This window comes from Spirillospora sp. CA-142024, from assembly GCF_050942325.1.
Lineage (GTDB): Bacteria > Actinomycetota > Actinomycetes > Streptosporangiales > Streptosporangiaceae > Spirillospora.
In genome coordinates this window covers 9,170,723-9,183,856 of the sequence record NZ_CP192077.1, presented here as the reverse complement: position 1 = coordinate 9,183,856, position 13,134 = coordinate 9,170,723, and the positions used below count along the sequence as shown (strand labels likewise).

Below are 13,134 nucleotides of genomic sequence, written 5' to 3'. Positions count from 1 at the left end.
GGGGCCCGCCATGGATCTCGGACTTGAGGGCAAGGTCTACATCGTGACCGGTGCGTCCGCCGGAATCGGTGACGCGGTCGTCCGGGTGCTCACCGGCGAGGGCGCCTCCGTAGTCGGCGTATCGCGTTCCTCCCCCGACATCGCCGCCGATCTCACCGACCCTGGCTCCGCCCTACGCGTCGTGGACGTCGCGCTGGAGCGGCACGGACGGCTCGACGGCCTGGTCAACAACGCGGGTGCGCTCGAATCCCGGATCGGGTTCCTCGACGTCACCGACACCCAATGGCACGCGACGTTCGAGCTCAACTTCCACGCGGCCGTGCGCATGGCCCGTGCCGCGCTGCCGGCGCTGATCGACCAGGGGGCGGGGAGCATCGTGCATGTCTCCAGCGAGGCCGGACGGTTTCCTGACACCCCGCTGGTCGACTATGCCGCGTCCAAGACCGCTCTGTTGTCGGTGTCCAAAACGCTGGCGGGGGAGTTCGGCCGCTGCGGCATCCGCTCCAACGTGGTCACGCCCGGCCCCACGCGAACACGGCTGTGGGACGAGCCGGGAGGGTTCGCCGACCAGCTGGCCGCCCAGTACGACCTACCGGTGGAGGAGGCGATCGACCGGTTCGTCCGTGAGGAGAGGCGGCTCCCGACGGGACGCCTCGGCACGCCCCAGGACGTCGCACGGGTCATCGTCTTCCTGCTGTCCCCGTTGTCCGCCCAGGTGACGGGCGCCGAATGGGCCGTGGACGGGGGAGCGCTGCGGCAGCTGTGAAACGGTGGCGTGCCGGACGCCCGGCACGCCACCCCCGTATCTCAGGCGGGCACCTTGTCGAGGAACCCGGTCACCCGGTCGAAGCGGCCGTCGTCGTCGAACGTCGCCACGTCGAAGCCGACCACGATCGCCTCGCCGCCCTCGGGGCCGAGCTCCCAGGTGAAGCGGGCCACGTTGTGGTGGGCGTCCACGGTCCCCGCCGCGCGGAAGACGAGGCCGGGGAACTGCTGCTGCGCCCCGGCGACGAACGCGTCGATCGCGTCCCGGCCCTCGGCCACGCCGAGGGGGTCGACGTAGACCGGGTTCTCCGTCCACACCTCGGCGATCGCGGCACGGCGCGCGGCCGGGTCGGTCTCGTTCCAGATGGCCAGGTAACGCTCGACCCGCTGCTGAACATCGCTCATTTCAAGACTCCCGTCTGATCGTTCGGGTTCGTCGTCCGATGTCCCCTACGCTGCCGGTCCGGGCGCGGAAGATCGATTACCTGGGACGTCATGCCCGTCCCCCGGCTCTCCCGGGATGGCCCGCCCCCAGGATGATGTCGTTTTTTCGCTAGTGGTGGCGAGGGTCCTCCGTGGATGCTGGGAGGCATGCACGAGGACGTGGAAAGGTGCGTGCGGGCCGTCCAGGCGAAGGACGCCCGCTTCGACGGATGGTTCTTCATCGCGGTCGTGACCACCGGGATCTACTGCCGCCCCAGCTGCCCGGTGGTGGCGCCGAAGCCGGAGAACATGCGGTTCTATCCGAGTGCGGCCGCCGCCCAGCAGGCCGGTTTCCGTGCCTGCAAGCGGTGCCGGCCTGACACGTCCCCGGGCTCGCCCGAATGGAACCATCGCGCGGACGTGGTCGCCAGGGCGATGCGCCTCATCGCCGATGGCGTCGTCGACAGGGAGGGCGTCCCGGGCCTGGCCGGACGCCTCGGCTACAGCACACGCCAGCTGGAGCGCCAGCTCAACGCCGAACTGGGCGCCGGCCCGCTCGCCCTGGCGCGGGCCCAGCGCGCCCAAACGGCGCGGCTCCTGATCGAGACGACCGTCCTTCCCATGGGGGACGTCGCGTTCGCCGCCGGGTTCGCAAGCATCCGTTCGTTCAACGACACCGTCCGCGAGGTGTTCGCGCTGACCCCGAGCGCTCTGCGCGACCGTGTCGCGAAGGGACATCCGCCCGCCGGGTCGGGCGCGCTGTCGCTGCGGCTGCCGTTCCGGGCGCCGCTGTGTCCCGACAATCTGTTCGGGCATCTCGCGGCGACCGCCGTCCCCGGCGTGGAGGAGTGGCGGGACGGCGCGTTCCGCCGCGCCATGCGGCTGCCGCACGGGCATGGGATCGCCACCCTGCGCTTCCGGCCCGACCACGTCGCCTGCACGCTCCACCTCAGCGACCTGCGCGACCTCACCATCGCGATCAGCCGCTGCCGCTGGATGCTCGATCTCGACGCCGACCCCGTCGCCGTGGACGACCTGCTCCGCGACGACCCCGTCCTCGCGCCGCTGGTCGACAAGGCGCCCGGACGGCGTGTCCCGCGCACCGTGGACGCCCCGGAGTTCGCCGTCCGGGCCGTCCTGGGGCAGCAGGTGTCGACGGCGGCGGCCCGAACCCATGCAGGGCGTCTGGTCACCGCCTACGGCGAGCCCATAGACGACCCAGGCGGCGGACTAACGCACCTCTTCCCCACACCGTCCGCTCTCGCCGAACTGGACCCGGAGGACCTCGCCTTCCCGAAGACCCGGCGCACCACGCTGACGACCCTCGTCGACGCACTCGCCACAGGGGAGATCGACCTCGGGGTAGGGAGCGACTGGGACGAGGCCCGCGCCCGCTTGTCCACCCTCCCCGGATTCGGTCCCTGGACCATCGAGACCATCGCGATGCGCGCTCTCGGTGACCCGGACGCGTTCATCCCAAGCGACCTGGGGATTCGTGCGGCGGCGCGTTCACTCGACCTCCCCACCACACCGGCGGCCCTCACACGACGCGCCGCCCAATGGCGCCCTTGGCGCGCCTACGCCGTCCAGTACCTGTGGGCCACCGGCGACCACGCCATCAACCTGCTTCCCGCGAACTGAAGGACTCCCTGTGGAACCAACGCACGCCGTCATAGAAAGCCCTGTCGGCCCCCTCACTTTGGTCGCGACCGACGGCGCTCTTTCCGGTCTCTACATGGACGTGCAGCGCCACCGTCCGCCAGAGGAGACCTTCGGTGCGCCGGACGACCCTGAGGCCAAGCCCTTTGCGCCCGTCGCCGAACAGCTCGCCGCGTACTTCACCGGCGAACTGACGGAGTTCGACTTGCCGCTCCACCTCGCCGGCACGCCCTTCCAGTTGCGCGTCTGGGCGGCGCTCCAGGAGATCTCCTACGGAGAGACCACCACCTACGGTGAACTCGCCGCCGAGATCGGCAGACCGTCCGCGTCCCGTGCGGTCGGCCTCGCCAACGGACAGAACCCGGTCAGCGTCATCGTCCCCTGCCACCGCGTGATCGGATCCACCGGCTCCCTCACGGGCTACGGCGGCGGCCTCCCCCGCAAGCGCTACCTCCTCGACCTCGAAAGCAGGACCCGGGTGACCGAAGACGCGCTGTTCTGAAACTGTCGGAGCCCGGGGATAACGTGCCTGTCATGGCCGGGTCTCCGGCCGTCAAGCAGTCGCGGAAGGGCTGATCGAGGTGGAGTTCCGAGTCGACCGCCAGACGTTCGCCGACGCGGTGGCGTGGGCGGCGCGGACGCTGCCGGCCCGCCCCGCCCTCCCCGTCCTCGCGGGCATGCTCATCGAGGTCACCGGCGAGGGAGAGCTCACCCTGGCCGGGTTCGACTACGAGGTGTCCGCGCACGCACGGGACGAGGCGGCCGTGGCCGAACCGGGCCGCGCCCTCGTCCCCGGGCGGCTGCTGTCCGACATCGTCCGGAACCTTCCGGCGGAGCCCGTGGACGTCTTCACGAAGGGCTCCGAGGTGGTCGTCCGCTGCGGCCCCGCCGAGTTCGGCCTCCAGACCATGCCCGTCGAGGACTACCCCACCCTCCCCGACCCGCCCGCGCGCGCCGGAACGATTCCGGGCGACCTCTTCGCCGCCGCCGTCGCCCAGGTCACCCCGGCCGCCGGACGCGACGACACCCTCCCCATGCTCACCGGCGTCCGGATCGACATCGAGGGCGACACGATGTGGCTCGCCTGCACCGACCGCTACCGCATCGCCGCCCGCGAGCTGACCTGGGTGCCCGACGACCCCGAGTTCACCGCCGGCGTCGTCGTGCCCGCCCGCACCCTCGCCGACACGGCGAAGGCGATCAAGCGCGGGGCGGACGTCGCCATCGACCTCGGCGGCACCGCCGACACCCTCATCGGCATCTCCGGCGGCGGCCGCAGGATGACCAGCCGCCTCCTGGACGACCAGTACATCAACTACCGGTCACGCCTCACCGGCACCTGGACGTCCGTCGCCGAGATCCGCGTCGCACCCTTCGTCGAGGCGATCAAGCGCGCCGCGCTCGTCACCGAACGCGGCACCCCGATACGGCTGGCCTTCACCGCCGACGAGGTCCGCATCCGCGCCGCCACCGGCGACTCCGCCCGCGCCAACGAGAGCCTCGGCGCCCATCTCACCGGCGACGACATCGACATCGCGTTCGCCCCGCAATACCTCCTGGACGGTCTCGCCGGCATCGACACCGAATCCGCCCGTCTCGAATTCGCCGGCCCCACCAAGGCCGCCCTCCTCACCGCCGTCCCCGACAAGAAGGACGACGAGGACGCCCCGGCGGAGTCCGACACCGGCTACCACTACCTCGCCATGCCCGTCCGCCTGACCTCCTGATACGCGGGCGGGCCGGCGCCGCTCAGAGGTCGAGCACGGCAAGGACGAAACGGACATCGGCGTCGCCGCCATTGCCGTACGAGTGGGCGCGGTCACCGGCGAACACGGCGGCACTCCCTTCCTCGACGAGGTCGGTACGGCCGTCCACGCTCAGGGTCAGCGTGCCTTCCTCCACGAACACGATCTCCTTGGTACCCGGTACGTGCGCGTCGCTCTCCCGCGTCTCGCCAGGCCGGAGCACCCAGTTCCACAGCTCCAGCGACGGCCGCGGATCGCTGCCGGCGAGCAACGTCCCCGTCCCGCCCTGCTCCCCTTCCCACAGGACGACATGCCGCTCTGGCCGGAACAACCGCACCGGCGGCTCCTCCTCCACCTGCACCAGCCGCGTCAACGGGACCCCGAGCGCGTCCGAGATCCGGATGAGCGTCCCCAGGTTCGGGTTGCCGCGGCCCTGCTCCAGCCCGACCAGCACCCCTTTGCTCACCCCGGCGCGCCCGGCCAGCTCGTCCAGGCTCCACCCGTGCCCGGCCCGCAGCGCCCGCACCGTCCGCGCCACGGCCTCCCCGATCGCGTCCTGCCCGCCCAACCGTCCTCCGCTCATCAGTTCGCCCTCGACGCTACCGCCTTGCCAGAACCGCAAGATTTCGTGCGAGATCGTGGAGGCCCTGGAAGCTTCGAAGAGCACCACCGGAAGGAGAGCACGATGCCCACCGCTTCCCGCCGCAGTGACACCCCGCCGCCCCGGACCGGAAGCGGCGAGGCCGAGGTCCTGCGCGGCTTCCTCGACTACCTGCGGACCTCGATCGCCGCGAAGGTGGACGGCGCCCCGGAACCGCAGGTCCGGACTGCCGGAGTGCCGTCGGGCACGAACCTGCTCGGCCTGCTCAACCACCTGACCTTAGTCGAGCGCTCGATGTTCCTCGGGGACAAGGTCACCGACTGGCAGGCGACGTTCCAGGCCGCACCGGCGGACAGCGTCGCCGACGTCGTCGCCCGCTACCGGGAGGCGGTTGAGCGTGCGAACGAGGTCCTCGACGGGTGCACCGACCTCGGGGCCCCGGTCCCTCGCCCGGGAAGGCCCGCTCCCAGCATCCACTGGGCACTCACCCACATGATCGAGGAGACCGGCCGCCACGCCGGCCACGCGGACATCCTCCGCGAACAGATCGACGCCATCACCGGCCGCTGACTCCGACACCCACTCCAGGGCCGCTTCTAGGCTTCCCCGATGAACGTGGAACGCGGCCTCGATCTCCTCGCCCAGTGCGCCCATCGATTCTGGGACGACCACGGCACCGATGAGATCGGTGTGCTCCTCGGCGAGGCGCGTGCCTGTTACGAGGGCGCCGAGCCCGCGACGGCGGCCATCGGGCGCTCGCTGATCGCGGCGTTCGAGTTGCGCCTGTGCACCGATGTGGAGCACGAGGTGAACTCCGGCTGGGACTACGACCTCGACGGCCCGCCGCTCAACGGCGTGGAGGAGGACGACTGGGACGACATGAGCCGCCCGGCCGCCGAGCGCGCCGCCGAGGCCGCGCGGGCGGCGCTGGACGCCGATCCCGGCGATCCGCTGGTGCCGATCCACCTCGGCCACGCGCTGGCCTGGCTCGGCGACCGCGACGGGGCGGTCGCCGCCTACCGTGAGGCACTGCGCCGCGACCCCTTCGACGACTTGGCCGCCACCTGCCTCGACGCGCTGGGGGCCGAGTCCGGTCCGCCGCCGACCGTCCCGCAGCCGGGTCCGCGTTCGTACGGGTTCGCTCTGCTGCGAGAGGAGGCGCGGATCGGCAACTCGGAATGGATCGAGATCGGCCGCGTGTTCGGCACGGTGGGTGCCGCACGGGAAGCCGCCGACGCGCGCCTGCGTGAAACCGGTGATCTGACCCGGCAGGACCTCGGCGACTTCATCAAGCTGGAGTTGGGCGTCCACCGCCCTGGGCGACCCGTCGCGACCTTCGAGCTGATGAGCCGGATCCCGTCCCGGCCGGTCGAAGGCCCGTTCCGGATCGACTGGTCGGGCGTCCCACTCGGCCGGCCGCCGGAGCTTCGGCTGCCACCCGGGAGGCCGGTACGCATCCAGAACCTGCTCTGTTTCTGAACACATGCAGGTCATGCGGGGCGGGTGCCTTGGGTGACGCCGAGGGCGGTCGGTATAGTGGTATCTCGATGTCATTAAAGTGACCGTCCGGAGGTCGAGAAATGCTTGAGCGGGTCGCCGTGGACGAGGCGGTACGGGAGTTGCGTCCCGATTTCGCCGTGCTCGTCATGATCGCCGAGGGGCTGGGGAACGGGCCCAGTGATCAGGCGTCGGAGGGGTGGCTGACCGAGGCGGCCCAGAAGGCCGATGCGAGCGACCCGCATGTGGAGGCATGGCGCGAGGCGTACCGGGCGTTCGGGGCCAAGCCGCAGCGCACCCGGCCCTCGGTGGACGCGCTGCTCCGTCGCGTCGAGGCGCTCCCGGCCATCAACAGGGTCGTGGACGCCTACAACGCCGTGAGCGTCGAGTACGCGCTGCCCATCGGCGGCGAGGATCTCGACGCCTACCAGGGGACGGCGCGGCTGGTCAGGGCCACGGGTGACGAGCCGTTCGACGTGATCGCCGGTGGCGAGCCCGCCGTCGAGCACCCGAACCCCGGCGAGGTCGTCTGGCGGGACGACCAGGGGGTCACCTGCCGGCGCTGGAACTGGCGGCAGTGCGTCCGGACGCGGCTGACGGAGACCACCAAGAACGGCCTCTTCCTGCTCGAACGCCTTGAGCCCTACCCGATCGACCGGCTTACCGAGGCCGGCGACCGGCTCGCGGAGAGACTGCGGACGATCTCCCCGGACGTCCGGATCGAGACCCGGCTGATCGGCGGACGGTGATGGTCACGGTTCTCGCGCTGAGCGCCGCGCTCGCGTACGGCCTGGCCGACTTCCTCGGCGGCAGCGTGACCCGGAAGTCGACGGCGATCCGGGCGCTGACCTGGTGCGTGCCGATCGGCCTGGCGGTCGTGCTGGTGTCCGCGCTGCTCAGCGGCGGCAGCCCGAGCCCGGTACCGATGACCTGGGGGTTCGTGGCCGGGCTCAGCGGCGGGGCCGGTCTGATCGCGTTCTACCGGGCGCTCGCCCGCGGCCCGATGAGCGTGGTGGCGCCGGTGTCCGCGCTGGCCGCGGCCGTCCTCCCGGTCGCCGTGGGCATCGCGAGGGGGGAGCGGCTGGACGCGTCCGTCCTGCTCGGCGTCCTGCTGTGCCTCGTCGCGATCGGCCTGGTCAGCATGGAAGCGAACGGCGACGGGGCGGCGGCCGGGCCGCGCCCGGACGGATGGCGACGGCTCGTCGACTCGGGCCCCGTCATGGCCGGCGTGTCCGGCACATGCTTCGGCGTGTTCTTCGTCCTGCTGAAGGAGGCGGGGGACGGCAGCGGCCTCTGGCCGATCGTCGGCGCGCGCCTAGGCAACCTGGTCATCGTCGCCGTCGCGCTGCTGTTCCTGGCGATCCGCGGCGGCGACACGGGCCCGCGGGTCTCCGGCCGGACGCTGATCGGGCTGGCACTTCTCTCCGGCACCCTGGACGCGGGGGCGAACGTGCTGTACTTCCTCGCGGTCCACAACGGCATGCTCAGCCTCGCCGCCGTCCTGACGTCCCTCTACCCGGCGATCACCGTCCTACTGGCGAGAGTCGCCTACAGCGAGCGCCTCCGAGCCGTCCAACGAGTAGGCATGGCCGTCGCCATCGCAGGCGTCGCCCTGGTCACCGTCGGCTGAAACGCCAAGGGCCGCGCCCCGGAATCGGGACGCGGCCCTTGGCATATGGGCTTGGGCGTGCCGAAGTGGGCGGGAATCATAACGAAAAGAGATGCGGCCCTTCCCGAGCGTTCGGGAAGGGCCGGCCACACTTGCGAGGAGACCCCCGTGAAGAGGTCGCCCGTGTCTCAGCTGACTGCCCACACCATCAGACCGTCGGCGACGAACAGGCCCGGGGCGGACTCGCAGGCCGCCACACCGTGCTCCGAGAAGTCGACCCAGAGCCGGGTGTCCCGGCCGATGCGCCGGCAGAAGGGCTCGTCCGCACGCGCTTCGATCAGCGCGTTCCGCTCGATCTCCTTCTTGGTGTTCCCCATGATGTCGAAGAGCACAAGAGGTTCGATCTCCTTGTTGACCCTCGGGCTCTTGATCGGCTCGACTGCCGCGACCTGCACCCAAGTGGTCCTGTAGCGGCCACCGTCGGCGTCCTCGTTCTCGTACATCACGCAGTAGAACATCTCCAGCCGCGCGTTTTCGTCGACGCAGGGGCGCGCCTTGCTCAGCGCCGTCTGCTCGATCTCCTTCTTGTCGTCCCCCGTCAGGCCACGGAACGAGACGACCGTGACAGTCTCCTCGTCCTCGTTCACCTCACTGAGGATGGTGGGTCCAACCTCCACGACGTCCACGACCGGGATGCCCTGGTCGGGCGAGACCTTGAGGGACGCATCCGAACCGAAGCACGGACGCGCCATGGCGAGCGCCTTCTCCGCCTTCTCCTCCCAGCTGTCTCCGGCGAGGTGCCAAAAACCGAGGTCTGCGAGGGTGTGGCCGATTTCGGTGATCTTCATTGTTTCGTCCTCTACGACGAGTCTTTTCGTTGCTATGGGAACGCGTTCCCCTCAGCCTGGGATCGTCCCGCATCGCGGGCGATAGTCAAGCCCCGCCAGGACAGCTCGCAGCGGTCTCAACAGGTCGGGCGTCCTTCCGCCGGCGACCGCGTAGCGGGCGAGGTCACGACCCCGCCGAGGATCTCGGAGAACGCGCACCCTGGCCACCGCGTGGACGTCGAGAAACTCGCTGGTGTTCGCGCTCGCCCCCGGCCTCCGCCAGGACGAAAGCCCTCGGTCTGAGACTAGAAAGCGCTGAGGGCGGGACCACAGGTCCCGCCCTCATAGCGTTTGGCCAGGTGTGTGGCCATTTGGGTGGCGGTGGTGGTGGGATTCGAACCCACGGAAGCTTGCACTTCACACGCTTTCGAGGCGTGCGCCCTCGTCCACTAGGCGACACCACCGCGGGAGAGCCTACCTGACTCTGCGGTGCGCGAAGAACTCGATTAGCAGCGCCGCGCACTCGTCCGCCATCACCTCGGCGATCACTTCGGGCCGGTGGTTGAGCCGCCGGTCGCGGACGACGTCCCACAGCGATCCCACCGCGCCCGCCTTCGGGTCGACGGTGCCGTAGACGACGCGGTCGAGACGCGCCTGGACGGCCGCTCCCGCGCACATGGTGCAGGGTTCCAGGGTCACGACCATGGTGCACCCGGACAGCCGCCACTCGCCGAGCGACGCTGCCGCCTGCCGCATCGCCACGATCTCCGCGTGCCCGGTCGGGTCGGCGGACCGCTCGCGCTCGTTGTGCCCGGCCCCGATGATCTCGCCGGACGCGTCCAGGACGACCGCGCCGACCGGGATCTCCCCGTCCTCGAACGCCCGGCGGGCCTCCTCCAGCGCCCGCCGCATCGAAGGCAGGAACTCCTCGATGACCGGGTCGTCGTCCGCAGGTCCCGGCGGGGGCGGCTCGGAAGGGGCGGCGTCAGTCACGGAGGCGGTCGAACTCTTCGCCGAAGCCGGCCTGTTCGGCGACGGCGAGGAGGGCGTCGCCGGGGAGGGCGCGTTCGCCGAGGTCGCTCAGGCGCTCGGCGTCGAGCCCCAGGTCTTCGAGGAGCGCGGCGTCGCCGCCGGAGTCGCCGTCGGGCACCTCGCCGACGAGTTGCTGGAACAGTGCGGCGAGGCCGTCCTCGCGGACGGTGGACACGAAGGCGCGCGGTTCGTCCTCCCCGTCCAGCCGGACGACGGCGAACCAGTCGTCGTCCTGCTCGACCAGCAGCACGACCGGGTCGCCGTAGGACTCGACGGCGGCCTCCCGCATCAGGTCGGCGACGTCGTCGACGTGTTCCGCCTCGGCGAGCACGGCTTCGGTCCCGACCCAGCCCTGCGGGGTCTGCGCGAACACGGCGGCGAAGTAGGACACGTGCTCATTGTGACCCACCGGGTTGCGCCGCTCACACCCCCTTTCCCGCGGAATCCGGGCGCCGCTGCCCGGATTCGGTTGTGAATAAACTTCATGTCCTGTCCGGTGCCGGACGGTCACCATTCTTCCCGTGTGTCACAAATGTCCGCATACTGCTCAGCGGCCGCCATCCCGGGAGGAGAGCCATGGGCGCGGACGAACTGACCAGGCGCGGGTTTCTGGCGGGGACGGCGGGCGCCGCGGCGATCATCGCCACGAGTGCGGCCGGGGGGGCGTCCACCCAGGCCCACGCGGCGCAACTGGCCGCGGCGAAACGCGCACCCGTCGCCGAACTCCCCGATCCGGACGACTCCGGCATCGACCACATCGTCGTCGTGATGATGGAGAACCGGTCCTTCGACCACTACATGGGCTGGCTGCCCGGAGCGGACGGTCGCCAGGCCGGGCTCACCTTCACCGACGCCGACGGCAACGAGCACGACACCCACCATTTGAAGGTGCCGTGGGGGTGCGGTTTCAGCGACCCCGACCACTCGTACCAGGGCGGACGAACCGAGTACAACGACGGCGCATGCGACGGATGGCTGCGCGCCGGCGACAACGACGTGTTCTCGATCGGCTACTACGAGGGCGCCGACCTCGGGTTCCACGGCCACGCCGCCCTCGACTGGACGGTCTGCGACCGCTACTTCCCCGCGATCATGTCGTCCACGTTCCCGAACCGGATCTTCCAGCACGCCGGGCAGACCGACCGGATCTCCAACACGCTGACGATCTCCGAGATCACCACGATCTGGGACCGGCTGAAGGCCAAGGGCGTCTCCTGCCGCTACTACTTCAGCGACGTGCCGTTCACTGCGCTCTGGGGGCTCCGGCACCTCGACATCAGCAGGAACATCGCGGAGTTCCGCAGTGATGCGCGGAACGGCCGGCTGCCCGCGGTCAGCTTCGTCGAGCCCGCCTTCCTCGGAGAGATCTTCCTGCCCGGCATGTCCGAGGACGAGCATCCCCTCGCCGACATCCGCTTCGGCCAAGCGTTCCTCAACGAGGTCTACACGGCGGTCGTCACCTCGCCCAACTGGCCCCGCACCCTGTTCGTGATCAACTACGACGAGTGGGGCGGGTTCTTCGACCACGTCCCCCCGCCGGCCGGTCCGGACCCGCGGCCCGACCTCGGCACCGGGCTGCGCGGCTTCCGGGTCCCGTGCCTGCTGATCTCCCCGCGGGCGCGGCGCGGCGCCATCGCGCACGAGGTGTACGACCACACGTCCGTCCTGAAGGCGATCGAGTGGCGCTGGGGGCTGGAGCCGCTGACGGTGCGGGACGCCGCGGCCCGCAACATCGCCGAGGTCCTGAACTTCACCGACCCGCCCGACCCGCGCGCTCCGCGCTACGACGCCAGGCGGCCGATCAGCCTCGGCTGCCTCGACCCTGCGCACAGCCACACCGGCGACGACTGGGCCGGCCTCAATGTGTTCGCCAGGCAGAACGGCTTTCCCCAGCCCAACTGACCGAAGAGCCGGCCCCGGGGTCAGGGGACGGCGTCCAGGGCGCGTTCGAAGGCGGGGGCGAAGCCGATGCGGCCGGCGATGCTGAGGAGCATCTCGTCCGGGTAGAGCTCCAGGTCGCCGGAGATCGCGCCGAGCTCCATCTCGTCCAGGCCGAGGTCGGCGAAGATCGACATGTCGCCGACCGGGAGGACCTGGTCCAGTTCCTCGTCCTCCGGGATCGGGATGTCCAGGTAGTCGAGGACCTGCCCGGCGAGCGGCCAGTCGACCGACGCCGTGACGTCCGACAGGAACACCATGACCTCGTCGCCGAGCAGGCGGATGGCCACGAAGAAGTCGTCGCCGACCGAGACCAGCCCGACCGTGCCGCCGAGGCTCGGCTGCTGGCGCAGGGCGTGGATCAGCCCCGCGAGGTCCTCGGTCAACGCCACCGGGAGGATCTCAGCCTCCCAGCCCTCGTCTTCCCGGTACACCACGACGGCGAAGTCCGTCGCGTCCACATCCGTCATTTCCACCCCACCGGCGCGTCTCCTGCCAGGGCATGGTCGCAGATGCGGCGCGTGCTCGCGCGCCCCACCACCAAACTCGCCGCCGCACCCCGATGTGAGGACGGGAGTCAGCGCCGCATTCTGGTGCCCAGCGGGATGAACCTACTCGATCTGCATCAATTCAGACGGAAGGTGCGGCGGCGCAGCTGCGCGTGGATCCGTGCCCGCCGGGATCGGTGCGGCGTCACCCGGCGGCGCAGCTCACGGGCCTCGGCCAGCTCGCGCAGGAAGATCGCCCGGCGGCGGAGATGCTCGCGCACCTGCTCGGGGGAGATGTCGCCCTGGGGGCCGGGGCGCTGCGGGGTCTCCTCGCCTGTGACATCGGTCACCGGGTCGCCCGGAGGGGGCGGGGCCGCCGCCTCGGGAGCAGGGGCGGGAGCGGTGGGGCCAGGGGATTCGCGAGCAGGCGCGGGCGGATCGGGCACGGACTCGCGGGGCCGCGCCGGGCCACTCGGCTGCTGATCGCTCTCGCTGTTCATACCGCCATACTGCCCAGCTCAGCGGCGACCTATCCAGTCGCGGGGGGCGG

At 70.8% G+C, this 13,134-nt stretch carries 16 protein-coding genes and 1 tRNA gene; 9 read left to right on the top strand and 8 right to left on the bottom strand.

Features of this window, described 5'->3' with window-relative positions; genetic code table 11:
- The first annotated feature begins 10 nt into the window (after positions 1 to 10).
- Positions 11 to 766: an SDR family NAD(P)-dependent oxidoreductase gene (locus tag ACQPZP_RS43595; protein WP_433475458.1), complete on the top strand. Its 756-nt coding sequence runs from the start codon at positions 11 to 13 to the stop codon at positions 764 to 766.
- A gap of 41 nt (positions 767 to 807) precedes the next feature.
- Here ACQPZP_RS43595 and ACQPZP_RS43590 read toward each other — a convergent pair whose 3' ends face one another.
- Complete coding sequence (locus ACQPZP_RS43590) at positions 808 to 1,170, bottom strand: nuclear transport factor 2 family protein (protein ID WP_433475457.1); 363 nt, start codon at positions 1,168 to 1,170, stop codon at positions 808 to 810.
- Between the two features lie 186 nt (positions 1,171 to 1,356).
- Here ACQPZP_RS43590 and ACQPZP_RS43585 point away from each other — a divergent pair, with 186 nt between their 5' ends.
- The 3 genes from ACQPZP_RS43585 to dnaN all read left to right on the top strand — a co-directional run bounded on the left by ACQPZP_RS43585 (position 1,357) and on the right by dnaN (position 4,574).
- The gene (locus tag ACQPZP_RS43585) at positions 1,357 to 2,829 is read left to right on the top strand and encodes an AlkA N-terminal domain-containing protein (protein ID WP_433475456.1); all 1,473 of its coding nucleotides are present in this window, start codon (positions 1,357 to 1,359) and stop codon (positions 2,827 to 2,829) included.
- Between the two features lie 10 nt (positions 2,830 to 2,839).
- A complete protein-coding gene (locus ACQPZP_RS43580; protein WP_433475455.1) occupies positions 2,840 to 3,349 on the top strand; it encodes a methylated-DNA--[protein]-cysteine S-methyltransferase in 510 nt (169 codons plus the stop codon).
- A gap of 79 nt (positions 3,350 to 3,428) precedes the next feature.
- Entirely contained in the window at positions 3,429 to 4,574 is a 1,146-nt protein-coding gene (dnaN, locus tag ACQPZP_RS43575; protein ID WP_433475454.1) for a DNA polymerase III subunit beta, read from the top strand.
- Positions 4,575 to 4,596: 22 nt separating this feature from the next.
- Here the strand turns inward: dnaN and ACQPZP_RS43570 are convergent, their stop codons facing one another.
- Positions 4,597 to 5,175: a helix-turn-helix domain-containing protein gene (locus tag ACQPZP_RS43570; protein WP_433475453.1), complete on the bottom strand. Its 579-nt coding sequence runs from the start codon at positions 5,173 to 5,175 to the stop codon at positions 4,597 to 4,599.
- Between the two features lie 102 nt (positions 5,176 to 5,277).
- Between ACQPZP_RS43570 and ACQPZP_RS43565 the strand changes: the two genes are divergently transcribed.
- The 4 genes from ACQPZP_RS43565 to ACQPZP_RS43550 all read left to right on the top strand — a co-directional run bounded on the left by ACQPZP_RS43565 (position 5,278) and on the right by ACQPZP_RS43550 (position 8,320).
- Positions 5,278 to 5,763 (top strand): DinB family protein, encoded by a 486-nt coding sequence (locus ACQPZP_RS43565; RefSeq protein ID WP_433475452.1) that lies wholly within the window; start codon positions 5,278 to 5,280, stop codon positions 5,761 to 5,763.
- A 39-nt stretch (positions 5,764 to 5,802) separates the two neighbouring features.
- Positions 5,803 to 6,672, top strand: coding sequence for a tetratricopeptide repeat protein (locus tag ACQPZP_RS43560; protein WP_433475451.1), 870 nt, complete (start codon positions 5,803 to 5,805; stop codon positions 6,670 to 6,672).
- A 101-nt stretch (positions 6,673 to 6,773) separates the two neighbouring features.
- Positions 6,774 to 7,439, top strand: a complete 666-nt coding sequence (locus ACQPZP_RS43555; protein ID WP_433475450.1) for a B3/B4 domain-containing protein — start codon at positions 6,774 to 6,776, stop codon at positions 7,437 to 7,439.
- A complete protein-coding gene (locus tag ACQPZP_RS43550; RefSeq protein ID WP_433475449.1) occupies positions 7,439 to 8,320 on the top strand; it encodes a DMT family transporter in 882 nt (293 codons plus the stop codon). Before ACQPZP_RS43555 ends, ACQPZP_RS43550 begins: the two co-directional genes overlap by 1 nt.
- Positions 8,321 to 8,487: 167 nt before the next feature.
- On the opposite strand, the gene ACQPZP_RS43545 is transcribed toward ACQPZP_RS43550, so the two are convergent.
- The 4 genes from ACQPZP_RS43545 to ACQPZP_RS43530 all read right to left on the bottom strand — a co-directional run bounded on the left by ACQPZP_RS43545 (position 8,488) and on the right by ACQPZP_RS43530 (position 10,549).
- Positions 8,488 to 9,147, bottom strand: coding sequence for a hypothetical protein (locus tag ACQPZP_RS43545; RefSeq protein ID WP_433475448.1), 660 nt, complete (start codon positions 9,145 to 9,147; stop codon positions 8,488 to 8,490).
- A gap of 355 nt (positions 9,148 to 9,502) precedes the next feature.
- Positions 9,503 to 9,590 (bottom strand) — tRNA-Ser (locus ACQPZP_RS43540).
- Between the two features lie 10 nt (positions 9,591 to 9,600).
- Positions 9,601 to 10,038 carry a tRNA adenosine(34) deaminase TadA gene (gene tadA, locus ACQPZP_RS43535; protein WP_433479772.1) on the bottom strand — a complete coding sequence of 146 codons (438 nt, stop codon included), beginning with the start codon at positions 10,036 to 10,038 and terminating at the stop codon, positions 9,601 to 9,603.
- 73 nt (positions 10,039 to 10,111) lie between these two features.
- Positions 10,112 to 10,549, bottom strand: a complete 438-nt coding sequence (locus ACQPZP_RS43530) for a hypothetical protein (RefSeq protein WP_433475447.1) — start codon at positions 10,547 to 10,549, stop codon at positions 10,112 to 10,114.
- A 185-nt stretch (positions 10,550 to 10,734) separates the two neighbouring features.
- Between ACQPZP_RS43530 and ACQPZP_RS43525 the strand changes: the two genes are divergently transcribed.
- Positions 10,735 to 12,060, top strand: a complete 1,326-nt coding sequence (locus tag ACQPZP_RS43525) for an alkaline phosphatase family protein (protein ID WP_433475446.1) — start codon at positions 10,735 to 10,737, stop codon at positions 12,058 to 12,060.
- A 20-nt stretch (positions 12,061 to 12,080) separates the two neighbouring features.
- Here ACQPZP_RS43525 and ACQPZP_RS43520 read toward each other — a convergent pair whose 3' ends face one another.
- Together ACQPZP_RS43520 and ACQPZP_RS43515 are read right to left on the bottom strand one after the other, a co-directional pair.
- On the bottom strand, positions 12,081 to 12,566 hold the full coding sequence (locus ACQPZP_RS43520; protein WP_433465391.1) for a tRNA adenosine deaminase-associated protein: 486 nt from the start codon (positions 12,564 to 12,566) through the stop codon (positions 12,081 to 12,083).
- Positions 12,567 to 12,721: 155 nt separating this feature from the next.
- Positions 12,722 to 12,934 (bottom strand): hypothetical protein, encoded by a 213-nt coding sequence (locus tag ACQPZP_RS43515; RefSeq protein ID WP_433475445.1) that lies wholly within the window; start codon positions 12,932 to 12,934, stop codon positions 12,722 to 12,724.
- Positions 12,935 to 13,134: the final 200 nt, after the last annotated feature.